The sequence below is a fragment of the Thermohalobaculum sp. genome (assembly GCF_058622915.1).
The window spans coordinates 1-22,657 of sequence record NZ_JBZSYN010000184.1 but is presented as its reverse complement, the minus strand read 5'-3'; the positions used below and the strand labels follow the sequence as shown (position 1 = coordinate 22,657).

At 71.1% G+C, this 22,657-nt stretch carries 21 protein-coding genes and 1 pseudogene; 15 read left to right on the top strand and 7 right to left on the bottom strand.

Going from position 1 to position 22,657, the window contains the following annotated elements; all coding sequences use genetic code 11:
- Positions 1-84: 84 nt before the first annotated feature.
- From AC32QD_RS14175 to AC32QD_RS14125, 11 genes are all read left to right on the top strand, one after another.
- Positions 85-1,581: a 3-hydroxyacyl-CoA dehydrogenase gene (locus AC32QD_RS14175; protein ID WP_492011156.1), complete on the top strand. Its 1,497-nt coding sequence runs from the start codon at positions 85-87 to the stop codon at positions 1,579-1,581.
- Between the two features lies 1 nt (position 1,582).
- Positions 1,583-2,614 carry a cyclase family protein gene (locus AC32QD_RS14170; protein ID WP_492011155.1) on the top strand — a complete coding sequence of 344 codons (1,032 nt, stop codon included), beginning with the start codon at positions 1,583-1,585 and terminating at the stop codon, positions 2,612-2,614.
- A 4-nt stretch (positions 2,615-2,618) separates the two neighbouring features.
- On the top strand, positions 2,619-4,700 hold the full coding sequence (locus tag AC32QD_RS14165) for an acetate--CoA ligase family protein (RefSeq protein ID WP_492011154.1): 2,082 nt from the start codon (positions 2,619-2,621) through the stop codon (positions 4,698-4,700).
- A gap of 4 nt (positions 4,701-4,704) precedes the next feature.
- Complete coding sequence (locus tag AC32QD_RS14160; RefSeq protein ID WP_492011153.1) at positions 4,705-5,694, top strand: NAD(P)H-dependent flavin oxidoreductase; 990 nt, start codon at positions 4,705-4,707, stop codon at positions 5,692-5,694.
- A gap of 10 nt (positions 5,695-5,704) precedes the next feature.
- Positions 5,705-6,085 carry a Zn-ribbon domain-containing OB-fold protein gene (locus AC32QD_RS14155; protein WP_492011152.1) on the top strand — a complete coding sequence of 127 codons (381 nt, stop codon included), beginning with the start codon at positions 5,705-5,707 and terminating at the stop codon, positions 6,083-6,085.
- Positions 6,086-6,096: 11 nt separating this feature from the next.
- On the top strand, positions 6,097-7,251 hold the full coding sequence (locus AC32QD_RS14150; RefSeq protein ID WP_492011151.1) for an acetyl-CoA acetyltransferase: 1,155 nt from the start codon (positions 6,097-6,099) through the stop codon (positions 7,249-7,251).
- Between the two features lie 16 nt (positions 7,252-7,267).
- Positions 7,268-8,467 carry an acyl-CoA dehydrogenase family protein gene (locus AC32QD_RS14145; RefSeq protein ID WP_492011150.1) on the top strand — a complete coding sequence of 400 codons (1,200 nt, stop codon included), beginning with the start codon at positions 7,268-7,270 and terminating at the stop codon, positions 8,465-8,467.
- An 87-nt stretch (positions 8,468-8,554) separates the two neighbouring features.
- Complete coding sequence (locus AC32QD_RS14140; RefSeq protein ID WP_492011149.1) at positions 8,555-9,646, top strand: acyl-CoA dehydrogenase family protein; 1,092 nt, start codon at positions 8,555-8,557, stop codon at positions 9,644-9,646.
- Positions 9,643-10,431, top strand: coding sequence for an oxepin-CoA hydrolase, alternative type (locus AC32QD_RS14135; RefSeq protein ID WP_492011148.1), 789 nt, complete (start codon positions 9,643-9,645; stop codon positions 10,429-10,431). Before AC32QD_RS14140 ends, AC32QD_RS14135 begins: the two co-directional genes overlap by 4 nt.
- Positions 10,428-10,973, top strand: coding sequence for a carboxymuconolactone decarboxylase family protein (locus tag AC32QD_RS14130; RefSeq protein ID WP_492011147.1), 546 nt, complete (start codon positions 10,428-10,430; stop codon positions 10,971-10,973). Before AC32QD_RS14135 ends, AC32QD_RS14130 begins: the two co-directional genes overlap by 4 nt.
- A 40-nt stretch (positions 10,974-11,013) precedes the next feature.
- Positions 11,014-12,132 carry an NADH:flavin oxidoreductase/NADH oxidase gene (locus tag AC32QD_RS14125; protein WP_492011146.1) on the top strand — a complete coding sequence of 373 codons (1,119 nt, stop codon included), beginning with the start codon at positions 11,014-11,016 and terminating at the stop codon, positions 12,130-12,132.
- 25 nt (positions 12,133-12,157) lie between these two features.
- Here AC32QD_RS14125 and AC32QD_RS14120 read toward each other — a convergent pair whose 3' ends face one another.
- The 3 genes from AC32QD_RS14120 to AC32QD_RS14110 all read right to left on the bottom strand — a co-directional run bounded on the left by AC32QD_RS14120 (position 12,158) and on the right by AC32QD_RS14110 (position 15,028).
- A complete protein-coding gene (locus AC32QD_RS14120) occupies positions 12,158-13,003 on the bottom strand; it encodes a DUF5602 domain-containing protein (protein WP_492011145.1) in 846 nt (281 codons plus the stop codon).
- Between the two features lie 183 nt (positions 13,004-13,186).
- The gene (locus AC32QD_RS14115) at positions 13,187-14,167 is read right to left on the bottom strand and encodes a quinone oxidoreductase family protein (protein ID WP_492011144.1); all 981 of its coding nucleotides are present in this window, start codon (positions 14,165-14,167) and stop codon (positions 13,187-13,189) included.
- Positions 14,168-14,230: 63 nt separating this feature from the next.
- The gene (locus tag AC32QD_RS14110; RefSeq protein ID WP_492011143.1) at positions 14,231-15,028 is read right to left on the bottom strand and encodes an IclR family transcriptional regulator; all 798 of its coding nucleotides are present in this window, start codon (positions 15,026-15,028) and stop codon (positions 14,231-14,233) included.
- A gap of 138 nt (positions 15,029-15,166) precedes the next feature.
- On the opposite strand from AC32QD_RS14110, the gene AC32QD_RS14105 reads away from it, so the two are divergent.
- Together AC32QD_RS14105 and AC32QD_RS14100 are read left to right on the top strand one after the other, a co-directional pair.
- Complete coding sequence (locus AC32QD_RS14105) at positions 15,167-15,913, top strand: SDR family oxidoreductase (protein WP_492011142.1); 747 nt, start codon at positions 15,167-15,169, stop codon at positions 15,911-15,913.
- 5 nt (positions 15,914-15,918) lie between these two features.
- Positions 15,919-16,653 carry a gamma-glutamyl-gamma-aminobutyrate hydrolase family protein gene (locus AC32QD_RS14100; RefSeq protein WP_492011141.1) on the top strand — a complete coding sequence of 245 codons (735 nt, stop codon included), beginning with the start codon at positions 15,919-15,921 and terminating at the stop codon, positions 16,651-16,653.
- Between the two features lie 157 nt (positions 16,654-16,810).
- Here AC32QD_RS14100 and AC32QD_RS14095 read toward each other — a convergent pair whose 3' ends face one another.
- A complete protein-coding gene (locus AC32QD_RS14095; RefSeq protein WP_492011140.1) occupies positions 16,811-17,797 on the bottom strand; it encodes an NADPH:quinone reductase in 987 nt (328 codons plus the stop codon).
- Positions 17,794-19,032, bottom strand: a complete 1,239-nt coding sequence (locus tag AC32QD_RS14090; RefSeq protein ID WP_492011139.1) for a CaiB/BaiF CoA transferase family protein — start codon at positions 19,030-19,032, stop codon at positions 17,794-17,796. Before AC32QD_RS14090 ends, AC32QD_RS14095 begins: the two co-directional genes overlap by 4 nt.
- A 379-nt stretch (positions 19,033-19,411) precedes the next feature.
- Between AC32QD_RS14090 and AC32QD_RS14085 the strand changes: the two genes are divergently transcribed.
- Complete coding sequence (locus AC32QD_RS14085) at positions 19,412-20,626, top strand: hypothetical protein (RefSeq protein WP_492011138.1); 1,215 nt, start codon at positions 19,412-19,414, stop codon at positions 20,624-20,626.
- 182 nt (positions 20,627-20,808) lie between these two features.
- Here AC32QD_RS14085 and AC32QD_RS14080 read toward each other — a convergent pair whose 3' ends face one another.
- Together AC32QD_RS14080 and AC32QD_RS14075 are read right to left on the bottom strand one after the other, a co-directional pair.
- The gene (locus AC32QD_RS14080) at positions 20,809-20,937 is read right to left on the bottom strand and encodes a hypothetical protein (RefSeq protein ID WP_492011137.1); all 129 of its coding nucleotides are present in this window, start codon (positions 20,935-20,937) and stop codon (positions 20,809-20,811) included.
- A 161-nt stretch (positions 20,938-21,098) separates the two neighbouring features.
- Positions 21,099-22,508 (bottom strand): ATP-dependent DNA helicase RecG, encoded by a 1,410-nt coding sequence (locus tag AC32QD_RS14075; protein ID WP_492011169.1) that lies wholly within the window; start codon positions 22,506-22,508, stop codon positions 21,099-21,101.
- Positions 22,509-22,554: 46 nt separating this feature from the next.
- On the opposite strand from AC32QD_RS14075, the pseudogene AC32QD_RS14070 reads away from it, so the two are divergent.
- Positions 22,555-22,657: pseudogene (locus AC32QD_RS14070) on the top strand (BRCT domain-containing protein); the annotation flags it as partial.

The window sequence follows — 22,657 nt, the reverse complement described above, 5'->3', positions numbered from 1 at the left end:
TGCTAGAGTGCTTCAAGGAATCGACCCAAGGGATGAACCCACGGGACGGAATCGACAAGGGAGGGCCCCGCGGGGCCGCACGCGATGAGTGAGCCAGAGGCAGAGGATTTCGTCGTCGGCGTGGTCGGCGCAGGCGCCATGGGGCAGGGGATCGCGCAGGTCTCGGCCCAGGGGGGCCTGCGCACGCTGGTCTTCGACGCCAAGGCCGGCGCGGCCGAGGCGGCGCGCAAGACCGTCGCGGGCCGCATCGCGCGGCTGGTCGAGAAGGAGCGCATCGGCCGGGCCGAGGCCGACGCCGCCATCGCCCGCATCGAAGTGGTGGACGACATCGCCCGACTCGCGCCCTCGGGCGCGGTGATCGAGGCCATCGTCGAGGACCTCGAGGTCAAGCGCGAGGTGTTCGCGCGCATCGAGGCCGCGGTCGGCCCCGACTGCCTGATCGCCTCGAACACCTCCTCGATCCCGATCGCCTCGATCGCGCGGGCCTGCGAGCGCCGCGGCCGCATCGCCGGCATGCACTTCTTCAACCCGGTGCCGCTGATGCAGCTGGTCGAGGTGATCCGCGCCGCCGAGACCTCGGACGCCACCGTTGCGGCGCTCAGCGCGCTCGGCCGCCGCTTCGGGCGCACGCCCGTGACCGTCAAGGACAGCCCAGGCTTCCTGGTCAACATGGGCGGGCGCGCCTTCACCACGGAAGCCCTGCGCCTCGTGCACGAGGGCGTCGCCACGCCCGCGCAGGTCGACGCCGTCATGCGCGACTGCCGCCACTTCCCGATGGGCCCGTTCGAGTTGATGGACCTGACCGGCATCGACGTGAACTATCCCGTCAGCATGATCGTCTACCAGGGCTATCTGCACGACCCGCGGCTCAAGACGGCGCCGAACCACAAGGCGATGGCCGATGCCGGCCTGTTCGGCCGCAAGACCGGGCGCGGCTGGTTCGACTACGAGGGCGGCAAGTCCGCCGGGCGCCCCTCGCCCGACTACGCGCCGGACTCCGAGCCGGTGCCCTGCGTGCAGCTCGCCGAGGACGACGAGGGCCTCGCGGCGTTCTGCGCCGAGATCGGGCTTGAGATCGGCGACACCGGCCCGCACCTGGCCGCGCCCATCGGCGAGGACGCGACGCATGTGTCGCTCAGGACCGGCGTGGCGCACGAGGCGCTGGTCTGCCTCGACCTCAGCGGCGACACCTCGCAACGGGTGACGCTGATGACCGCGCCCGGGGCGGGAATCGAAGCGCTCGACATGGTCGCGGCGGCCATCGTCGCCTCGGGCCGGGCGGTCACCGCGATCAAGGACAGCCCCGGCTTCGTCGCTCAGCGCATGAGTGCCATGATCGCCAATCTCGGCTGCTACATGGCCGAGATCGGGCTCGCCGCGCCCGCCGACATCGACCTCGCCATGCGGCTGGGGCTGAACTACCCGCTGGGACCGCTGGCGCTGGCCGAGGACATGGGCGCGGAGCAGACGCTGCGCATCCTGGAGCAGCTGCAGGCCATCACCGGCGAGGACCGCTACCGCCCGACCATGTGGCTCAAGCGCCGGGCGCGGCTGGGCCTGCCCCTGGCGACGGAGGCCTGAGATGGCGCGCTGGACCCGCCGGCCGCCGCTGTCGAACTGGGGCGAGTTCGGCCCCGACGACGAGATCGGGCGGCTCAACCTGATCAACCCCGAGAAGGTGCTCGAGGGCATCGCCGAGGTGCGCGAGGGCCGCTCCTTCTGCCTCTCGCTGCCGTTGGATTTGCCCGGCGGCAACCTGCTCAACCCGGCGCGCCACCCGCCCCGGCGCTTCGCCGCGCGCACGCCCGAAGGCGTGGACCGCTACCTCTTGCGCACCGCCGACGCCAACCCCGACTTCACCGACGTGATCAACGACGACCGGGTGCTGATCCACACCCAGTACTCGACGCAGTGGGACGCGCTGGCCCATGTCGGGTCTGAGTTCGACGCCGACGGCGACGGCACGCCCGAGCCGGTGTTCTACAACGGCTGGCGCGGCGGCCAGGACATCTCCGTGGCCGGCCCAGGCGAGGACTGCGGTGGCCTCACGCCCGTGCGGGCGGACCGGCTGGGGGTCGAGAAGATGGCCGAGACCTGCGTGCAGGGCAGGGCGGTGATGATCGACCTGCACGCCATCCACGGCGACGCGCATCTCGACCTCGACTTCGCCGCGCTCGAGGCGGCGATGGCGGCGCAGGACGTGCGCGTCGAGCCCGGCGACATGGTCTGCCTGCACACCGGCTTCGCGCGCAGGATCCGCGACATGCGCGGCACGCCCGACACCGCGACGCTGCACGGCACCTGCACCGCGCTCGAGGGCCGCGACCCCGCACTGCACGAGTGGATCCGCGACAGCCGCCTGGTGGCGCTGATCGCCGACAACTACGCCGTCGAGCGCGTGCCCAGCCGCACCGGCGCGGGCCACCGCCCGTTCCTGCCGCTTCACGAGCTGTGCCTGTTCAAGCTGGGCATCCCGCTCGGCGAGCTGTGGTGGCTGAGCGACCTCGCGGACTGGCTGCGCGGCGCCGGGCGCACGCGCTTCCTGCTCACCGCGCCGCCCTTGCGCCTGCCTGGCGCGGTCGGCTCGCCCGTCACCCCGGTGGCAACCGTGTGAGCCGATGACCACGCTCGACGACCTGCTTTGCCCGCGCTCCATCGCCATCGTCGGCGCCTCCGACGACCCCACGCGCATCGGCGGACGGCCGCTCGGCCACATGATCAGGCAGGGCTTCGCCGGCGCGATCTACCCGGTGAACTCCAGGCGCGACACCGTGCAGGGGCTGCGCGCCTGGCCCAGCCTGGCCGAGATCGACGGCCCGCTCGACTTCGTGCTCGTCGCCGTGCCCGCGGTGCATGTGCCCCAGCAGGTGCGCCTCGCCGCGGCCAAGGGCGCGCGCACGGTGATGATCTTCTCCTCGGGCTTTGCCGAGGTGGGCGCCGAGGGCGCCGCGCTCCAAGACGAGGTGACCCGCATCGCGCGCGAGACCGGCCTGCGCGTGATCGGCCCCAACTGCCTGGGCGCCTTCAACGCGGCGACCCGCTTCTTCCCCACCTTCACCTCGACCATCGACTGGGCGACGCCCCAGCCGGGCGGCATCTCCATCGCCAGCCAGTCGGGCGCCTATGGCAGCCACATCTACATGGCCTCGCACCGCAAGGGGCTGGGCATCGGCTACTGGCTGACCACCGGCAACGAGGCCGACCTGCACGTGGCCGAGGCGATCCGGATGCTCGCCGAGCGCGACGACGTGCACACCATCATGGCCTATGCCGAGAGCATCAAGGACGGCGCCATGCTCATCGACGCGCTGGAGGTCGCGCGCGCCAGGCGCACGCCGGTGATCTTCATGAAGGTCGGCCGCTCGGCGGTCGGCGCCGCGGCGGCCGCCTCGCACACCGCCTCGCTGGCCGGCGAGGACGCGGTCTACGACGCGGTGCTGCGCCAGCACGGCGCCTGCCGGGTGCGCTCGACCGAGGAGATGCTCGACATCGCCTATTCCGCGCGCCCGCGCATCTACCCCGCCGGCCGGCGGCTGGGGCTGGTGACAATCTCGGGCGGCGCCGGCGTGCTGATGGCCGACGCGGCCGAGGAGCTCGGCCTCGACGTCGCGCCCATGCCCGCCGAGGCGCAGGCCGAGATGAAGGCCATCCTGCCCTTCGCCGCGTCGCGCAACCCGGTGGACGTGACGGCCCAGTTCTTCAACGATCTCAGCCTGGTGCCGCGCTTTGTCAAGGCGATGCTCGAGACGGGCGGCTACGACGCGCTGATCGGCTTCTGGACCTCGGTGGCGGGCTCGCCGCTGCTCGGCAACCCGCTTCTGGCGCAGCTGACCGAGACCATGGCCGGCTATCCCGGCCGGCTGTTCCTGCAGGTCATGCTGACGCCCGAGGAGATGCGGGCGCGCTATGACGCCGCCGGCTTTCCCAGCTTCGAGGACCCGACCCGCGCCATCACCGCGGCGGCGGCGCTGATGTTCTTCGGCACCGCCTTCGCCAAAGGCGCCGAGGCCGTGCCCGAGGCCCTCGCCTTCGCGGCGCTGCCCGACGGCCCGCTGGGCGAGCGCGCGGCCAAGGCGGTGCTCGCCGCCGCCGGCCTGCCCATGGTCGAGGACCGGCTCGCCACCACCGGGGCGGAGGCCGAATCGGCGGCCCGCGCCATCGCCGGCCCGGTGGCGATGAAGATCGCCTCGCCCGACATCGCGCACAAGACCGAGGCCGGCGGCGTCAAGCTCGGCATCGCGCCTGCCGACGCCGCGGCGGCCTTCGAGGCCATCGCCGAGAACGCCCGCGCCCATGCGCCCGCGGCCCGCATCGACGGCGTTCTGGTCTCGCCCATGGTCACCGGCGGCGTCGAGTGCATCCTCGGCGCGAAAACCGATCCCGTGTTCGGCCCCGTCGTGATGTTCGGGCTCGGCGGGGTATTCACCGAGGTGCTCGGCGATGTATCCTTGCGCCGGGCGCCATTCGGGGTGGAGACGGCGCGGGAGATGATCGACGAGCTGAAAGGGGCGGCGCTGATGCGCGGCGCGCGGGGACGTGCGCCCGCGGACCTCGACGCGTTGGCCCGCGCCATCTCGCGCCTGTCGGTGTTCGCCGCGGCGCACGGCGACGCGATCGCAAGCGTCGAGATGAACCCGCTCCTCGCCCGGCCCGAGGGACCACTGGCGCTGGACGCGCTGATCGTCAGGAAAGGCATCTGATTTCATGGCGTTGCCGCCCGTTCTTCAGAACCTGCGCCTGCCCGCCATCGGCGCGCCGATGTTCATCGTGCAGACCCCCGATCTGGTGCTCGCGCAGTGCAAGGCCGGCATCCCCGGCACCTTCCCGGCGCTGAACGCGCGCGAGGCCGAGGGCGAGCCGAACGAGCTCGACCGCTGGCTCGCCCGCATCACCGAGGAGCTCGACCGCCACAACCAGGCCAACCCCGACCGGCCCGCCGCGCCCTACGGCATCAACCAGATCGTGCACCGCTCGAACAGCCGGCTCGAGCGCGACCTCGAGATCATGGTGAAATGGCGCGTGCCCATCGTCATCACCTCGCTCGGCGCGCGGGTCGAGGTGAACGAGGCGGTGCATTCCTATGGCGGCATCACGTTGCACGACGTGATCCATAACGACTTCGCGAGGAAGGCGATCGAGAAGGGCGCCGACGGGCTGATCGCGGTGGCCGCCGGGGCAGGGGGCCACGCCGGCACGCTGTCGCCGTTCGCCTTCGTGCACGAGATCCGGCAGTGGTTCGACGGGCCGCTGATCCTCTCGGGCGCCATCGCCACCGGCGACGGCATCCTCGCGGCCCAGGCCATGGGCGCCGACCTCGCCTATATCGGCTCGGCCTTCATCGCCACGCGCGAGGCCAACGCACCCGCCGACTACAAGCGCATGATCGTCGAGGGCACCTCGAAGGACATCGTCTACACCAGCCTGTTCACCGGGGTGAAGGGCAACTACCTCAAGCCCTCGGTGGCGGCGACCGGCCTCGACCCCGACGACCTGCCCGACAGCGACCCCAGCCAGATGGACTTCTCCGCCGGCTCTTCGAAGCCCAAGGCATGGAAGGACATCTGGAGCGCGGGGCAGGGCATCGGCGCGGTGCGCGAGGTCCTCGGCGCCGCCGATCTGATCGACCGCTTCGAGCGCGAGTACCATGCCGCGCGCGCCCGGCTGGGGCTGGGCGCACTCCGGGCGGCGCAATAGGGAGGACGCGATGAGCGGATATTTCGAGGGGCCGGGGCCTGAGGCGCGGTTTCACGCCTACCTCAAGGAAGGGCGCTTCATGATCCAGCGCTCGGCCTCGACCGGCGCGCACGTGTTCTACCCCCGCGTGGTCGCGCCGGGCACGGGCGAGGCCGATCTCGAATGGGTCGAGGCCTCGGGCGCGGGCACGGTCCATGCCACCACGGTGACGCGGCGGCGCCCGGAGAAGGGCGGCGACTACAACGTCGCCCTGATCGACCTCGCCGAGGGCCCGCGCATGATGTCGCGCGTGGTCGGCATCGCGCCCGAGGACGTGCGCATCGGCATGAAGGTGCGCGCCCGGATCGACGCGCTGAACGGCGCCCCGGCCGTCGTGTTCGAGCCGGCGTGAGGGAGGGCGCGATGCACGATCTCGGTCACCTGCGCGGCAAGGCCGCCTGCGTCGGCGCCGCCACCTGCGGCATCGGCGAGGCGCCCGGGCGCAACGCCATGGAGCTGATGGCCGAGGCGGTGCACAAGGCGCTGGCCGACGCCGACATCGCGCTGGCGCAAGTGGACGGCCTGTTCGCCGCCACCGCCTTCCACTCCATGGCCGCCATGTCGCTGGCCGAGCATCTCGGGCTTCAGCCGAAATACTCCAACGGCTCGAACATCGGCGGCTCGTCGTTCCTCGCCCATGCGCTCGACGCGGCCATGGCGCTCGAGGCCGGGCTGATCGACGTCGCCGTGATCGCCTACGGCTCGAACCAGCGCACGGCGGGGGGCTTTCGCTCGATCTCCGAGCCGATGCCCTTCGAGGCGCAGTACGAGCCGAGGAACCCGATCACGGCCTACGCGCTGGCCGCCAGCCGCTACATGCACGACTTCGGCGCCAGCCGCGAGCACCTCGCCGAGGTCGCCGTCGCCGCGCGCAAATGGGCCCGGCTCAACCCCGAGGCGGTCGAGCGCGGGGAGCTGACCATCGCCGAAGTGCTCGCCGCACGCCCGATCTCCGACCCGCTCGGCAAGCTCGACTGCTGCCTTGTGACCGACGGCGCGGCGGCCGTGGTGCTGACCCGCCCCGACCGCGCCAGGGACGGGCCGCAGCGCCCGGTCTACCTGCTCGGCGCCGCCATGGCGCATCACCACCGGATGATCTCGGCCATGCCGGATCTCACCGTCACGGCGGCCGCGGACTCGGGCCCACGCGCCTTCGCCATGGCCGGCTACGGGCCCCAGGACATGGACACGGTGCAGCTCTACGACGCGTTTACCATCAACACGCTCCTGTTCCTCGAGGACCTGGGCTTCTGCGCCAAGGGCGAGGGCCGCGACTTCGTCTCCGAGGGCCGTATCGCGCCCGGCGGCGTCCTGCCGGTGAACACCAACGGCGGAGGGCTCAGCTGCGTGCACCCCGGCATGTACGGGCTGTTCGTGATGATCGAGGCGATCCGTCAGGCGCGCGGCAGCTGCGGCGAGCGGCAGGTGGACGGGGCGCAGCTTTGCCTCGCCCACGGCAATGGCGGCGTGCTGTCGAGCCAGGTGACGACGATCTGGGGCACCGGGGACGCGCTCTAGACCAGGGAGGCCGAAGATGGACCTGACCTATACCGCCGAGGAGGAGGCCTTCCGCACCGAGGTGCGCGACTGGCTGGCCAAGCGGCTGTCGAGGCGGCTCAGCCGCAAGGTGCGGCGCGGCCAGCGGCTGACCCGGGAGGACTACCTCGAATGGCACGCGCTCCTGCGCGAGCGCGGCTGGCTCGCCTGGCACTGGCCCAAGGAGTATGGCGGCACCGGCTGGGGCCCGGTCGAGAAGCACATCTTCGAGGAGGAGATGGTCGCCGCCGGCGCGCCGCGCATCGTGCCCTTCGGCGTCAACATGCTGGGCCCGGTGCTGATCCGCTTCGGCACCCGGGCGCAGAAGGACCACTACCTGCCGCGCATCCTGTCCGACCAGGACTGGTGGGCGCAGGGCTATTCCGAGCCGGGCGCGGGTTCCGACCTCGCCTCGCTCAGGACCCGCGCCGTGCGCGAGGGCGCGACTTACGTGGTCAACGGCCAGAAGACCTGGACCACGCTCGGCCACTTCGCCAACCGCATCTTCTGCCTGGTGCGCACCGACCCCGAGGCGGCAAAGCCGCAGCAGGGCATCTCGTTTCTCTTGATCGACATGGCCTCGCCGGGCATCGAGCTGCGCCCGATCCACACGCTCGAGGGCGAGCACGAGATCAACGAGGTCTTCCTCACCGACGTGCGCGTGCCCGTGGAAAACCTGGTCGGCGCCGAGAACGACGGCTGGACCGTGGCCAAGTATCTGCTGACGCACGAGCGCACCGGCATCGCCGGGGTGGGCTATTCCAGGCAGGCGCTGCGCACGCTCAAGCGCATCGCGCGCGAGGAGTGCAAGGACGGCCGCCCGCTGATCGAGGACCCGCTGTTCGCCGCCCGCGTGGCGCGGCTCGAAATCGACCTGATGGCGATGGAGGTGTTCAACCTGCGCACCGTCGCCGCCGCGGCCGAGGGCGGCGCGCCGGGCATCGAATCCTCGCTGCTCAAGATCAAGGGCACGCAGGTGCGCCAGGAGACCACCGACCTGTTGCGCCGCGCCGTCGGGCCCTATGCGCTGCCCGACCTGCCCGAGGCCTTCGACGAGGGCTGGAACGGCGAGGCGCCGGGCCCCGACTATGCCCTGCCGCTGGCGCGCGGCTATTTCAACATGCGCAAGACCTCGATCTACGGCGGCTCGAACGAGATCCAGCGCAACATCGTGGCCAAGAATTTGCTGAAGCTCTGACCTGCTGAAACTGTGACCTGCTGAAGCTCTGATTTCAGCAACCATTGGGAGGGCGGCATGGACTTCAACCTCTCAAGCGAGAGGCAGATGCTGAAAGACACCGCCGAGCGGTTCATCCGCGAGCGGTATCCGCTGGACAAGCGGCACAAGACGGTGGGCCTCGACATCGGCTTCTCGCGCCGGATGTGGGCCGAGTTCGCCGAGCTCGGGCTGATCGGCGCGCTGCTGCCCCCCGAGGCCGGTGGCCTGGGCGGCACCGGCGAGGACATCGCGCTGGTGTTCGAGGCGCTGGGCCGCGGCCTGGTGGTCGAGCCCTTCCTCGCCACCGCCGTGCTGGGCGCCTGGCCGCTGATCGAGGCCGGCGACACCGAGACGCCGGCCCAGGTGATCGAGGGCCGGTGCCTGCTGGCCTTCGCCCACGGCGAGCCGGACGGGCGCTACGGCCCCAGCCACGTGCGCACCCGCGCGGTGCCGGACGGCGACGGCTGGCAGGTCACCGGCGCCAAGGCGGTGGTGCTCAACGGCTGCGCCGCCGACCGGCTGATCGTCTCGGCGCGCGTCTCAGGCGAGGTCGCCGACGAGGCCGGGCTGGCGCTGTTCAGCATCGACCCGCATGCCGATGGCGTGGCGCTGCGCTCCTACTCGACCATCGACGAGGGCACGGCCGCCGAGATCGCGCTGGGTGACGTGGCCGCCACGCCGATCGGCACCCCGGGCGAGGCCTACCCTGTGATCGAGCGCACGCTCGGCCGCGGCGTGCTCGCGCTCTCGGCCGAGGCGCTCGGCGCCATGGAGGTCGCCAAAGACCTCACGCTGGACTATCTGCGCTCCCGTGTGCAGTTCGGCCAGCCGATCGGGGCGAACCAGGTGCTGCAGCACCGCATGGTGGACCTGATGCTGGAGATCGAGCAGCTGCGCTCGGCGGTGATGCTGGCGGCCTCCTCGCTCGGCGCGGCGCGGCCGGCGCGCGAGCGCGCGCTGTCGGCGGCCAAGCACCTCGCCGGCCGGGTCGGCCGGCTGGTCGCCGAGGAGGCGATCCAGATGCATGGCGGCATCGGCATGACCTGGGAGGCGGCCGTGGCCCACTACGCCAAGCGCATCGTGATGATCGACCACCTGCTCGGCGACACCGACCACCATCTGGAGCGATTCATCCGCTTCTCGGAGGACTCGGCATGACCGACACGCTGACGCTGGAGCGCCGCGGCGCGGTGCTGCTGGCCACCATCACCGACCCCAGGACGCGCAACGCGCTGGGCTGGGAATTCTACGACGCGCTGCGCGAGGCGGTCGAGGCCGCCGTCCAGGACCCCGAGATCGGCGCCATCGTGCTGACCGGGGCGGGCGGCTTCTTCTGCTCGGGCGCCAATGTCAGCGGGCTGAAGCAGCGCGCGGCGGCCGACTACCCGGCGCGGCGGGCCTCGGTCGACCGGCTGCACGCGCTGATCCTCGCCATGCGCGGCTGCCCAAAGCCGATCGTCGCCGCCATCGAGGGCGGCGCCGCCGGGGCAGGGGCCTCGCTGGCGCTGGCCTGCGACATGATGGTGGCGGCCGAGGGCGCCTATCTCTCCGTCGCCTATGTGCGCATCGGCATCACGCCCGACGGCGGCGCCACCGCCTTCCTCGGCGCCGCGCTGCCGCCCCAGCTGGTGGCCGAGATGGTCTTCACCGGCGACCGCGTGCCGGTCGAGCGGCTCTATAGCCACGGGCTGGTCAACCGGGTGGTCAAGATCGGCACCGCGCTCGATGAGGCGCTGGAGCTCGCCGGGCGCCTGGCCGCCGGCCCCGCCCGCGCGCTCGGCAACGCCAAGCGGCTGATCGCGCGGGCGCGCTCGGCCACGCTCGAGGACCAGCTCGAGGCCGAGGCCGAGAGCGTCGCCACCGCCATCGGCGGGCCCGAGGGCCAGGAGGGCATCGAGGCCTTCCTCGCCAAGCGCACACCCGATTTCCGGGGCCGCGTGTGAGCCGCCTGCCGCCGCTGGCGCCTGAGGACATGACGCCCGAGCAGCGCCGGGTGCTGGACGAGATCCTCGCCGGCCCGCGCGGCCGTGCCGTGGGCCCGCACCCCGTGTGGCTGCATGCGCCGGGCCTCGCGGACCGGGCGCAGCGGCTCGGCGCCTATCTGCGTTTCGAATCCCACCTCGCGCCCCGTCTGCGCGAGCTGGCCATCCTGGTGACCGGCGCGCACCACCGCGCCGAGTACGAGTGGTATTCGCATGTGCGCTTCGCCCACGAGGCCGGCCTGCCCGAGGCGGTCACCGAGGCGATCCGCCTCGGCCGCACCCCCGAGCTTGCCGACCCCGCCGAGCGCATCGTCCACCGCGTCGCGCTGGAGCTTTGCCGCGCGCACCGGCTCGCCCAGCCCGGCTTCGACGAGGCCGTCGCCGTGCTCGGCCTGCCCGCGCTGGTCGACCTGATCGGCACGGTGGGCTACTACGCCCTGGTCTCGCTCACGCTGAACGCCTTCGAGATCCCCACCCCGGACGGCTCCTCGGCCTTCGGCTGAGCCGCCCCCGACACCACCCTCAACGAGAGTGAACACGCCTATGCGCAGCACGCTTTTCTCGCCCATCCGGCTCGGGCCGCTCGAGCTTTCCAACCGCATCGTGGTCTCGCCCATGTGCCAGTACAGCGCGGTCGAGGGCACCGTGACCGACTGGCACCTGATGCATCTGGGCCAGTTCGCCGTCTCGGGCGCGGCGCTGGTCTTCGTCGAGGCCACCGGCGTCGAGCCCGAGGGCCGCATCACGCCGGGCTGCACCGGGCTGTGGTCGGACGCCAACGAGGCGGCGATGGCCCGCGTGGTGCGGTTCTACCGCGACTACGGCAGCGCGCGGCTGGGCATCCAGATCGGCCATGCCGGGCGCAAGGCCTCGGCCAACGCGCCTTGGCGCGGCGGCAAGCCGCTGACCGCCGGCGAGGGCGCGTGGCCCACGGTGGCCCCCTCGGCCATCCCGTTCGGCCCGGACTGGCACGTGCCGCAGGCGATGACCGAGGCGACGCTCAGCCGCGTGCGCGAGGGCTTCGTGCAGGCGGCCGGGCGCGCGCTCAGGCTCGGCTTCGACGCGCTCGAGCTGCACAGCGCCCACGGCTACCTGTTGCACAGCTTCCTCTCGCCAATCTCGAACCGCCGCGAGGACGCCTATGGCGGCAGCCTCGAGAACCGCATGCGCTATCCGCTCGAGATCTTCGACGCGGTGCGCGCGGTCTGGCCGGCCGAGCGCCCCTTGGGCGTGCGCTTCTCCGCCTCGGACTGGGTCGAGGGCGGCTGGGACCTCGAGGGCTCGATCGCCTATGCCCACGCGCTCAAGGCGCGCGGCTGCGATTTCGTCGACGTCTCGAGCGGCGGGCTGACGCCCGAGCAGAAGGTCCTCACCGGCCCGGGCTACCAGACCCGCTTCGCCGCCGAGGTGCGCCGCGCCACCGGCATCGCCACCATGTCGGTCGGCCAGATCACCGAGCCGATCCAGGCCGAGACCATCGTGCGCACCGGCCAGGCCGACATGGTCTCGCTCGCCCGCGCCATGCTGTTCAACCCGCGCTGGCCCTGGCACGCGGCGGTGGCGGTGGGCGACACCACCGCCTTCCCGCCCCAGTACCAGCGCGCCCACGCCTCGCTCATCGCCGAGCAGGCGATCGAGCCGCCCGCCCTGGCGCGCAGCTAGCCCCGCCGCCTCAGGACCCGCCGCCTCAGGACCTGCCCGGGGCGTGCTTCAGGTCGCCGAGCCGGATCAGGTAGCCCTTCAGCTTGGCGTCGTAGCGGACGCTGAAGCGCGTCGGGTAATAGCCGGGCGAGCTGTAGTGCGCCGGCGTCTCTACCGGCTCGGAGAATTTCGGCCCGGTCTTCAGGAAGTCCCGCGTGACCATCGGCTCCAGGAAGGTCAGCCGGTTCTTGTAGTAGCCGTAGATGAACGTCGCGGTGAACGGCGTGCCCTTGAACTCGGGCGCGTCCATGTTCACCGCATGCACGCCCATCCGGTTGATCGCCGTCTCCGGGATGACCTTGTAGTGCGGCGGCACCAGCCCCTGGTCGCTCACCTCGGCGGCGCTGTCGTTGGGCCCGGAGAAGTGGACCTTGTCCACCTCCTTGGGGCTGATGGTGTAGAAGTGGAAGTCGAAATGCGGCACGGTGTAGATGTGCTCGGGCGGATGCCCGTGCGGGTTCCAGTCGATCACGACCTCGCTGTAGCCGGTGGTCTTCGGCGCCTTCGTGGGCATGGGCAGCGTGAACACCCAGGCGCCGTCCTCGCTCTTCTTGTTGAGCTCGGTGGGCAGGCCATCCAGCGCGCCGGTGCTCAGCAGCACGCCGACCGAGACCGGCTTGCCCGCCGCATCGACGCCGACGACGACGCGCGCCTTGCCGTGCCCCACCCGGACGGACTTTCCCTTGTAGAGCTTGGCCGGTTTCTTGGCCGGCTGGGCCATCGTGGCCTCTCCGGCGGCCATGCTTTGCGATGTCCCCAGGGACAGGACCCCCAGCGACGCGGCGCCCAGCAGGTACGCGGCCAGCCCCGCACTCTTGCGCAATTCTCGCATTCCGACGATCTCCCTCGCTTTCGCGCGCGGCCGCATCACCGCGGCCGACTCGCCAATGCGAGCGGAGCATGACTCGGCGCCGGCCCGGCCCGCAATCGCCCGCACGCGGCCCGGGCGCCGGCCTCACCGTCTCGTGATCGGCTGGCGCTGCGCGGCGCCGAGTTCCGTCGGCGCGGGCGCGCCCTACGGCGTCAGCACCGTCGTGCCGGTGGTCTTGCGCGCCTCCAGGTCGCGATGCGCCTGGGCGATGTCGGCCAGCTTGTAGGTCTGGTTGATGCGGATCTTCACCTTGCCCGAGCCGACCATCTCGAACAGCTCGTCGGCCCGCTCCTGGCAGGCCTCGCGCGTGGCGATGTGGCTGAACAGGGTGGGCCGCGTGAGGAACAGCGAGCCCTTGGCCGAGAGCTTTTGCAGGTCGAACGGCTCGGGCTTGCCCGAGGCGTTGCCGAAGCTGACCATGATGCCCAGCGGGCGCAGGCAGTCGAGCGACTTGTCGAAGGTCGCCTTGCCCACGCCGTCGAGCACCGCATCGACGCCGCGGCCCTCGGTGATGCGCTTGACCTCGGCGACGAAGTCCTGCGTGCGATAGTTGATCACATGCGCGGCGCCGTGCTCGCTGGCCAGGGCGCATTTCTCGTCCGACCCCGCGGTGCCGATCAGCGTGATGCCCTTGGCCCTGGCCCACTGGCAGGCGATCAGCCCCACGCCCCCGGCGGCGGCGTGGAACAGCACCGTGTCGCCCCTCTTCGCCTTGGCCGAGGTCGAGAACAGGTACTGCGTGGTCAGCCCCTTGAGCATCATGCCGGCGCCTTCCTCGAAGCTGATCGCCTCGGGCAGGCGGCACACATGCACGGCGTTCATCACGCGGGCCTCGGAGTATGACCCCGGCGGCGCCGAGGCATAGGCCGCCCGGTCGCCGGGCTCGAGGTGCGTCACTCCCTCGCCGATCGCCTCGACCGTGCCGGCGCCCTCCATGCCCAGCATCAGCGGCAGCTTCATCGGGTAGAGCCCGGTGCGCTGGTAGATGTCGATGAAGTTCAGCCCGATCGCGGCGTGGCGGATGCGGATCTGGCCGGGGCCGGGCTCGCCCAGCTCGGCCTCGACGAACTTCAGCTTCTCGGGGCCGCCGAATTCCTCGATCTGCACGGCTTTGACGGTGGTCATGGGGTCCTCCCTGGGTCTCGGTCGCGCTCAAGCATAGTGCCGGGCGGCGGGGCGGCAAGCGCCTCAGGGGCCGCCGAAGGTGGCCGCGGTGAACTCGCCCACGGCCTCGGCCAGCGCCTGCTGCAGCACGTCGCGGCGCGCCTGCAGCCGCTCGACCGGGGCGCCGATGCCGATCGCCAGCGGCCGCTGGCCGCCGGGCAGGGGCAAGAGCGTGGCGATCGAGCCCGCGCCCGCCGTGATCAGGTTCGCGGTCTCGCACCAGCCCTGGGCGCGGGCGCGCTCGATCATGCCCAGCACCTGCCGCTCGGTCAGGCGGGGCGGGGCTAGGCGGGGCGGGGCGGGCGCGTCCTCCTCGGCGTTGAAGCGGCGCACGATGCGGCCGATCTCGGCGTCCGTCTTGAGCGACAGCAGCATCACCCCCAGCCCCGACAGGTGCAGCGGCCGCTTCAGCCCCGGATGCAGCGCGATGCGCACCGTGTGCGGCGAGACGATGACCGAGAGGTATTGCATGTAGAGCCCGTTCTCCGCGCCCACCAGCACCGTCTCGCCGGTGCGCTTCGACAGCGTCTGCGCCAGCGCGTGGATGCGCGCGATCACCCCGGTCGAGCCCAGCACCCAGTTGCCCAGGAAGGCCAGCCGCACCGAGGGCCGGTAGCGCCGGGTCTCGCCGTCGTATTCGACGAAGCCCTTGGCCAGCAGGCTCTTCATCAGCGTCGAGGTGCTCGACTGCGGGATCGCCAGCCGCTCGACCAGCTCCGAGATGGTCAGCGCGCGGCGCTCGGACTCGAAGACCTCGAAGATCGCCAGCACCCGCACCGCCGATTTCACCGTCTTCTCGATCACCACGCCTCCCCGGTTCATCACCCCAATCCATCACACATGTGATGCACTAGCGCAGGCGGCGCCCGAGCGCCAGAGCCAAGGCCGAGGTTGCCGGCCGCGGGCAAGGCGGCTATCGGAATAAAAGACCGCTGCCGAGGCCTTTGGGGGGAGAACGCGATGAAGGGTGTTGCACTGATCACGGGCGCAGGCTCGGGCGTGGGGCGCGCGGCGGCGCTGGCGCTCCTGGCCGACGGCTGGCGCGTGGCGCTGGTCGGGCGCAGGCGCGAGACGCTCGACGAGACGGCCGCGAAGGTGGGCAAGGGCGAGGTGGCGATGGTCGCGCCCGCCGATGTCAGCGACCCGGCCCAGGTCGAGGCGGCGTTCGCCGCCACCGTCGGCCGGTTCGGCCGGCTCGACCTGTTGTTCAACAACGCCGGCACCAACACGGCCGCCAGGCCGATCGACGAGATCCCCGTGGCGGACTGGGAGGGTGTCCTGGCGGTCAACCTGCACGGCGCCTATCTGTGCGCCCGCGCCGCCTTCGCCCAGATGCGCCGGCAGGAGCCGCAGGGCGGCCGCATCATCAACAACGGCTCGATCTCGGCGCATGTGCCGCGGCCTGGCTCGGCGCCCTACACGGTGACCAAGCACGCCATCACCGGGCTGACCCGCACGCTGTCGCTCGACGGGCGGCGCTTCGACATCGCCTGCGGCCAGATCGACATCGGCAACGCCGCCACGCCGATGACCCGGCGCATGGCCGAGGGCGTGCCGCAGGCCGACGGCTCGATGCGCGCCGAGCCGACCATGGACGTGGCCCATGTCGGCCAGGCCATCGTGCACATGGCCAACCTGCCGCTCGACGCCAATGTCGAGTTCATGACCGTCATGGCCACCAAGATGCCGTTCATCGGCCGGGGCTAGCGCGCGTGGGCCGCCCAACCGTCGGCATCATCGGCAATGCGCTGACCGAGGGGCCGGGCGCGCCGGGCCAGCGCGTGAGCGACCGCTACGTGCTGGCCACGGCGCAGCTGGCCGGCGCGCAGCCCCTGATGATTCCGGCGCTGCCGGGGACCGAGGACATCGGGCACCTCATCGAGATCCTCGACGGCATCGTGCTGACCGGGGGGCGACCCAACGTGCACCCCAGCCTCTACGGCGTCGCGCCCACGCCGGCCTACGAGCCCTATGACCGGGCGCGCGACGCGGTGGCGCTGGCGCTGATCCGCGCCGCGGTCGCCGCCGGCGTGGCGCTGTTCGGCATCTGCCGCGGCTTCCAGGAGATGGCCGTGGCCTACGGCGCCACCCTGCATCCCGAGATCAGCGCGCTGCCCGGGCACGAGAACCACCGCATGCCCAAGGGCGCCACCGACCCCGATGTCATCTACCGCCCGCGCCAGACGGTGCGGCTCACCCCCGGCAGCCTGTTCGAGCAGATCCTCGGCGCGCGCGAGGTCATGGTGAACTCGCTGCACGGGCAGGGCATCCTCGACCCCGGCCCCGAGATTGCCATCGAGGGCCGGGCCGAGGACGGCACGCCCGAGGCGCTGGTGCTGCCCGGCGCCTCGGGCTTCGCGCTGGGCGTGCAATGGCACGCGGAATATGCCGCCGACACCGACCCGGTGAACCGGCGGCTGTGGGAGGCGTTCGGGGCGGCGCTGTGAGGCCCGCCCGCCGCCGCGCGATTGGGGTATATGAATACGCCCCCGGCGGCAGCCAATCCGTTAAGGCCCGGTAAAGATCGCGGCGAAATTCCTGCATGTCTTATATAAGACATATAAGAGTTAACCGGGCGCGCGGCGGGGGTGGCGCCTGCGGCCCTCAGCCAATCTGCACCAGCACCTTGCCGCGCGGATGGCCGGTCTCCTGGCGCTCGTGCGCCGCGGCGATCTCAGAAAGCGGGAAGCGGCTGTCCACCCGGTGCGTCAGCGCGCCGGCCCGAAGCGCCTGCTCGACATAGCCGGCGGCACGCAGCTTGGCCTCCTCGGGCACCTCGAAGATGGCCACGCCGCACAGCCGGATGTTGCGGTACATGATTTTCGGCCAGTCGATCCGGGGGCTCGGCTCCGAGGCGCTGCCATAGGAGGCGATGGTGCCGTTCTGCGCCACGATGCGCCAGGCAAAGTCGAGATGCGCGCCCAGGTCCACGTCCAGCATGGTGCGCACGCCCTGGCCATCGGTCATCTCGAGCGCGATGTCGTGCAGCGACTCGCGGTCGGTGTTGACCACCCGGTCGGCGCCGGCCGCGGCCGCCTCCTCCTCGCGCTCGGCCGCGCCGCGCACCACGGCGATGACCGTGGCGCCCATGCGCTTGGCGAGCTGCACCGCGTAGTTGCCAACCGCGCCGGCGGCGCCGGTGACGATCGCCGTCTCGTCCCTCAGCGCGCCGCCCAGCATCAGCGCGTGGCAGGCGGTGATCGCCGGCACGCCGAGCGAGGCGCCGTCCTCGAACGAGGCGGTCTCGGGCAGCGGCATGGCGCGGGAGGCGGGCACGCGCACCAGCTCGGCGGCGGCGCCGTCCCATTTCAGGTGCGCGCATTCCCAGGCCCAGACCCGCTTGCCGGCACGGGCCGGGTCGACGCCCTCGCCGACCGCCTCGACCACGCCGGCGGCGTCATAGCCGGGGATGACGCGGGGAAAGGGGATCTTGCCGCGCTGGCCGCCGCGGCGCTTGGCATCCGTGGGGTTCACGCCGTGCACGCTCACGCGGATCAGCACCTCGCCGGGGCCGGGGGCGGGATCCTCGATATCGCCGAGCTGCAAGACCTCCGCGGCCGGGCCGGTGCGTTCGTAGAAGGCTGCCTTCATGTCCTGTCCTCGTGCCGGTGTTGCGCGTTCTTTGGGGTGTCCTGAGGGGCGACCAGGGCGCCGGCGGCGATCAGCGCCGCGATCTCGGCCTCGGTGAGGCCCGCCTCGGCCAGGATCGCGCGGCTGTCGGCGCCAAGGCCCGGGGCAGGGCGCGCGGCCGCCTCCGCGATGCCGGTGAAGTCCAGCGGGTGCCGCGCGGTGCGCAAGGGCCCCTCGGTCGGGTGCCGCTCGCGGCCAAAGAAGCCGCTCGCGGCGAGGTGGGGCTCATCCAACAGCTCCTCGAGCCGGGTGATCGGGCCGCAGGGGATGTCCGCTGCGCTGAGAAGCTCCAGCCACTCGGCGGTGGTCTTCGAGGGCATGGCCTCGTCGATCACCCGGCACAGCTCGTGGATGCGCTCGCTGCGCGCCGCGGGGTCGAGGAACCACGGCTGCGCCGCGACGTCGGCACGGCCGACCACCTCCATGAAGCGGATCCAGTGCTTCTGGGCGTAGGGCAGCACGCCGACATAGCCGTCCTTGGTGGGATAGGGCCGGCGATAGGAGTTGAGCACCCGCGTATAGCCCGGGGGCCCGAGCGGCGGGTCGAAGATCTGCCCGGCCAGATGCTCGGCCATCAGGAAATGCACGGCGCATTCCAGCATCGGCACCTCGAAGGCCAGCGCCTCGCCGGTGCGCTGGCGGTGCAGCAGCGCGGCGAGCACGCCCTCGACGATGAACAGCGCCGCGATCTTGTCGACGATGATCTGGGGCACGTAACGCGGCACGCCGTGTTCGTCCTGATTGACGGCAGCAAAACCGGATAATCCTTGCACAACATCGTCATAGGCGCCGTTGTTCGCGTATGGCCCGTGCTTGCCAAAGCCGATCGCCGCGCAATGGATCAGGCCGGTGTGCCGGGGCCTCAGCGTCTCGGCGTCGAGGCCCAGCCGCTTCGCCGCCGGGCGGCGCATGTTGTGCACCAGCACGTCCGCGGTGGCGATGACGCGCTCGAGCGCGGCGCGGGCCTGCGGCTCCTTGAGATCGAGGCACAGGCTGCGCTTCTCGCGGTTGACGTTGAGGAACATGGCGCCCATGCCGGCGTGGCGCGCCGGCGCGATGTGGCGCACGGCCTCGCCGCCGGGCGGCTCGACCTTGATCACCTCGGCGCCCAGCGCGCCCAGCTGATAGGTGGCGAACGGGCCCATCACCACCGAGGTGAGGTCGACGACGCGGATGCCCTCAAGCAGCGGGATCATGCGCCGATGAGCGGCGCGGGGCGCGCCAGGTCGCGGATGATGCGCATGGGCAGGTCGCTCATTGCCGGGTCGTCCTCGGGGGCTCGGGCCTCTGCTATACAAGGGCGGCGGCGCGAGGCAAACCTCGCGCGGCAGATCGGTGAACGGATCACGGGGGTGATGCCGAGCCAAGGTCCGCTGCACTGCGCGTCGCATTGGGGACGCGGGTAAGGCGGCAGGATAACAAAACACCTTCGGACATTCTGAAAAGAAACGGATATTTATTAGACTTTCGTTTTCACCCCGGCTCCTCACCATCTAGCTATATTTTACATAATATAGATTATGCGCTTTGTGGTAAGCCTTACAGCCCTGACGGTATTTGGATCGACCCCTCTCCGTGTATTACAATCAGGCCATGGTTCGACTGATTTCCATTTTCTTCGCCGTAGCGATTGCGCTGTACGCGACGAATTCACAAGCAGGTTCGGCCCAGCCAGTGCTCGAGGGCCTTGAGAATCCCCGTTTGCAGACTGCCATCGACGTCTATCTCGATGGTGAGCCCCTCGGCGCGATCACCGAGCTGGCTGCCCTCGCCCGCAATGGCAACGAGGCGGCGCAGGCTTTGCTCTGGCGGCTCGAATACCGCGTCTACGACGATCTCCCCGATTTGTCGCGCCGGGAGCGATGGCGTTTGTATCGCGACCCCTCTCCCGATGGGCGTCCAAGCCGGTGGCCAATGTCGTGGGCGATATCGGACGACCTGCGGGACAACCCACTCATTACCGAGTGGGGACGGGTCCGCGAGGAACAGGATCCCGTGGCATGGATTGGTTATGCGCGCCGCATGGTTGCCGCGGGTGAAAGGGAGTATGTGCTGCGCACTGGCCTGAAGTTCCTAACCACACATCCGTTCGTGGCGGAGTTTCTCGATGAGATCGCCACGGCCGACGATTATTGCCAGGGTTACATTTGGGCTACACGTTGGTTTTCTGACCAGGTTTCACAAAAACCGCCTGGCTCGGCGCCCGCATACTGGACCGAGGGATGGACCGGATCGCCATGGGGGCCGGAACAGGAGGCGGAATTCCGCCAGGCATTTCGCGGCAAGCGTCTCGTGGCGCTCATGTTTCAAAGCTGGCGCAATCGTTGGGCGGGAGAAACGCCGGCCGGGGATACGTTCGTCGACCGGACCTATGACCGGCTGGTGGCAACCCTCGACTGGGTCAGAGGCACCGTGCCACGCTCGCCTCCGCCGACACCGGCCGAGCGGGTCTCAGCGGGCGCGCTGCTGGTCGCGGAAGCCCGCCGCGGCACCTATCTCACGCCTTTGCTCCGCATCTGCGAGGCGCACTGCGCAAAGGCGGTCGAAGCGTGCATGTTTTCCGGGCTCGAGCATACCGGTGTATTCCTTGGGCTGGCCGAAATCGGTTCGCCGCTCGAGGTGGTCATTCCGCAGGATGGGTGGCGAAATTCCGTCCCCGCGCGCGAGGACGTGCGTCGCCTGGCGCGCGCCCGCCTCGATTACTGGGCCCGCGAGCGCGCGCGGGGCGCCGAGAGCAGGATCCCGTCTGGCGGATGCTTTGCGCAGTGGCTTGCCGAGTCGCAAAAATGAGCGAAAAAAGGGCCGCCTGCCCTTTCGGGAGGCGGCCCAGTGCGTTCCAGTGGGGGGACGCGGAGGGTCCGGCGAGGTGGCTGGGCCGGACCGGGTGGCGTTGGCCGTGAGGGAGCGGCAACGGGGCCGCCGGGGGTTGTCGACGGCCGGGCGTCCCCGCCTGGAACGGTGGCAGGCGTGGATCAGACGAAGGCCGGCAGCATGAAGCCGACAAAGATCAGCGCGCACATCGCGGCGAAGCCGAGAGCATCGACGAACGCCTCGCGCGGGGCCTCGACGGCGAACTTGCGGGCTTTGAGCAACGTGGCCATGGCGGGCCTCCCGGAGAATCGTGTTTCGTTGTGTTGCTGCTATGTTCTACATTGGTTCGATTAAAAATCAAGAACATTTTTAGAACAAATGTTCATGGTCCATTCGCAATGCGCATGCTGACCGCGCACCGGAGCGCACCCGACTGGGATCGCACGACGGCTCAGGCCCCGCGCATCAGCCGCACCGAGGCGTCGCGCTCCATCAGGTAGAGCAGCACCCGCAAGGCCTTGCCGCGCCCGGTCCCGAGCTCGGGGTCGCGCGTCATCACCAGCCGCGCGTCGTCGCGGGCGAGCGCCATCAGCGCCGGGTCGCTCTCGAGCGAGGCGATGCGGAAGCGCGGCAGGCCGGACTGAGCCGTACCCAGCAGGTCGCCTGCGCCGCGGATCCTCAGGTCCTCCTCGGCGATGCGGAAGCCGTCTTCGGTCTCGCGCATGATCGACAGGCGGGCGCGGGCGGTCTCGCCCAAGGGCGGCGCGTACATCAGCAGGCAGAACGAGCGCCCTGCCCCGCGCCCGACCCGGCCGCGCAGCTGGTGCAGTTGGGCCAGCCCGAAATGCTCGGCCTGCTCGATCACCATGATGGTGGCCTCGGGCACGTCGACGCCGACCTCGATCACGGTGGTGGCCACCAGCACGCGCCGCGCGCCGGACTGGAAGTCGGCCATCGCCCGGTCGCGCTCCTCGACCGGCATCTGGCCGTGCACCAGGGCGACATTACCGGCCCCCAGCGCGCTGGCCAGCGCGCGGTGGCGCTCCTCGGCGGCGACCAGCGGGCGCGTGTCGCTCTCCTCGACCAGGGGGCAGACCCAGTAGGCGCGCTCGCCGCGCGCGGTGGCGCCGCGCAGGCGCTCGACCACCTCCTCGTAGCGCTCCATAGAGACCAGGCGCGTGTCCACCGGCTGCCGCCCGGGCGGCTTCTCGTCGAGCACCGAAATGTCGAGATCGCCATAGCCCGCGAGCGCCAGGGTGCGCGGGATCGGCGTCGCCGTCATCACCAGCATGTCGGCGCCGCGCGGCGCCTTCTCGGCCAGGTCCATGCGTTGGCGCACGCCGAAGCGGTGCTGCTCGTCGATCACCGCGAGGCGCAGGTCGTGGAAGGCGACGCCCTCCTGGAACAGCGCATGGGTGCCCAGCACAATTTTGGCGCGGCCCTCGGCGATGGCCGCGAGCTTGTCGGCGCGCTGGGCGCCCTTGTCGCGTCCGGTCAAAACGACCGCCTCGACGCCCGCCGCCTCGGCCAGCGGCCCGATATTGGCGGCGTGCTGGCGCGCCAGGATCTCGGTGGGTGCCATCAGCGCGCCCTGCCCGCCCGCCTCGACCGCGATCAGCATGGCCATCAGCGCCACCCAGGTCTTGCCGGCGCCGACATCGCCCTGCAGCAGCCGCATCATGCGCTCTGGTGCGGCCATGTCGGCGGCGATCTCGTCCAGCGTGCGGGCCTGGGCGCCGGTCGGCGGGTGGCCGAAGGCGCTCGCCGCCTGGGCGCGCAGGCCGCCGTCGCCCCGGCTCTCGCGGCCCTTGCCGCGGCGCATGCGGGCGCGCGCGATCTGCAAGGCAAGCTGGTGCGACAACAGCTCGTCATAGGCCAGCCGCTGGCGCGCCGGGGCGCCGTAACCGATGGCGCGCGCCGAGGCCAAGGCGCGGGCCGAATCGCTCGGCGCCAGGGTCTCGGGCTCGGTCTCGGGCAACACCGATCTGGTGATTGCCGGCCCCGGCGCCG

Excerpts from the sequence above, each read along its gene's own strand:
- AC32QD_RS14175 (WP_492011156.1), top strand. The coding sequence starts at position 85 with ATGAGTGAGCCAGAGGCAGAGGATTTCGTCGTCGGCGTGGTCGGCGCA.
- AC32QD_RS14170 (WP_492011155.1), top strand. The coding sequence starts at position 1,583 with ATGGCGCGCTGGACCCGCCGGCCGCCGCTGTCGAACTGGGGCGAGTTC.
- AC32QD_RS14165 (WP_492011154.1), top strand. The coding sequence starts at position 2,619 with ATGACCACGCTCGACGACCTGCTTTGCCCGCGCTCCATCGCCATCGTC.
- AC32QD_RS14160 (WP_492011153.1), top strand. The coding sequence starts at position 4,705 with ATGGCGTTGCCGCCCGTTCTTCAGAACCTGCGCCTGCCCGCCATCGGC.
- AC32QD_RS14155 (WP_492011152.1), top strand. The coding sequence starts at position 5,705 with ATGAGCGGATATTTCGAGGGGCCGGGGCCTGAGGCGCGGTTTCACGCC.
- AC32QD_RS14150 (WP_492011151.1), top strand. The coding sequence starts at position 6,097 with ATGCACGATCTCGGTCACCTGCGCGGCAAGGCCGCCTGCGTCGGCGCC.
- AC32QD_RS14145 (WP_492011150.1), top strand. The coding sequence starts at position 7,268 with ATGGACCTGACCTATACCGCCGAGGAGGAGGCCTTCCGCACCGAGGTG.
- AC32QD_RS14140 (WP_492011149.1), top strand. The coding sequence starts at position 8,555 with ATGCTGAAAGACACCGCCGAGCGGTTCATCCGCGAGCGGTATCCGCTG.
- AC32QD_RS14135 (WP_492011148.1), top strand. The coding sequence starts at position 9,643 with ATGACCGACACGCTGACGCTGGAGCGCCGCGGCGCGGTGCTGCTGGCC.
- AC32QD_RS14125 (WP_492011146.1), top strand. The coding sequence starts at position 11,014 with ATGCGCAGCACGCTTTTCTCGCCCATCCGGCTCGGGCCGCTCGAGCTT.
- AC32QD_RS14120 (WP_492011145.1), bottom strand. The coding sequence starts at position 13,003 with ATGCGAGAATTGCGCAAGAGTGCGGGGCTGGCCGCGTACCTGCTGGGC.
- AC32QD_RS14115 (WP_492011144.1), bottom strand. The coding sequence starts at position 14,167 with ATGACCACCGTCAAAGCCGTGCAGATCGAGGAATTCGGCGGCCCCGAG.
- AC32QD_RS14110 (WP_492011143.1), bottom strand. The coding sequence starts at position 15,028 with ATGAACCGGGGAGGCGTGGTGATCGAGAAGACGGTGAAATCGGCGGTG.
- AC32QD_RS14105 (WP_492011142.1), top strand. The coding sequence starts at position 15,167 with ATGAAGGGTGTTGCACTGATCACGGGCGCAGGCTCGGGCGTGGGGCGC.
- AC32QD_RS14095 (WP_492011140.1), bottom strand. The coding sequence starts at position 17,797 with ATGAAGGCAGCCTTCTACGAACGCACCGGCCCGGCCGCGGAGGTCTTG.
- AC32QD_RS14090 (WP_492011139.1), bottom strand. The coding sequence starts at position 19,032 with ATGATCCCGCTGCTTGAGGGCATCCGCGTCGTCGACCTCACCTCGGTG.
- AC32QD_RS14080 (WP_492011137.1), bottom strand. The coding sequence starts at position 20,937 with ATGGCCACGTTGCTCAAAGCCCGCAAGTTCGCCGTCGAGGCCCCGCGC.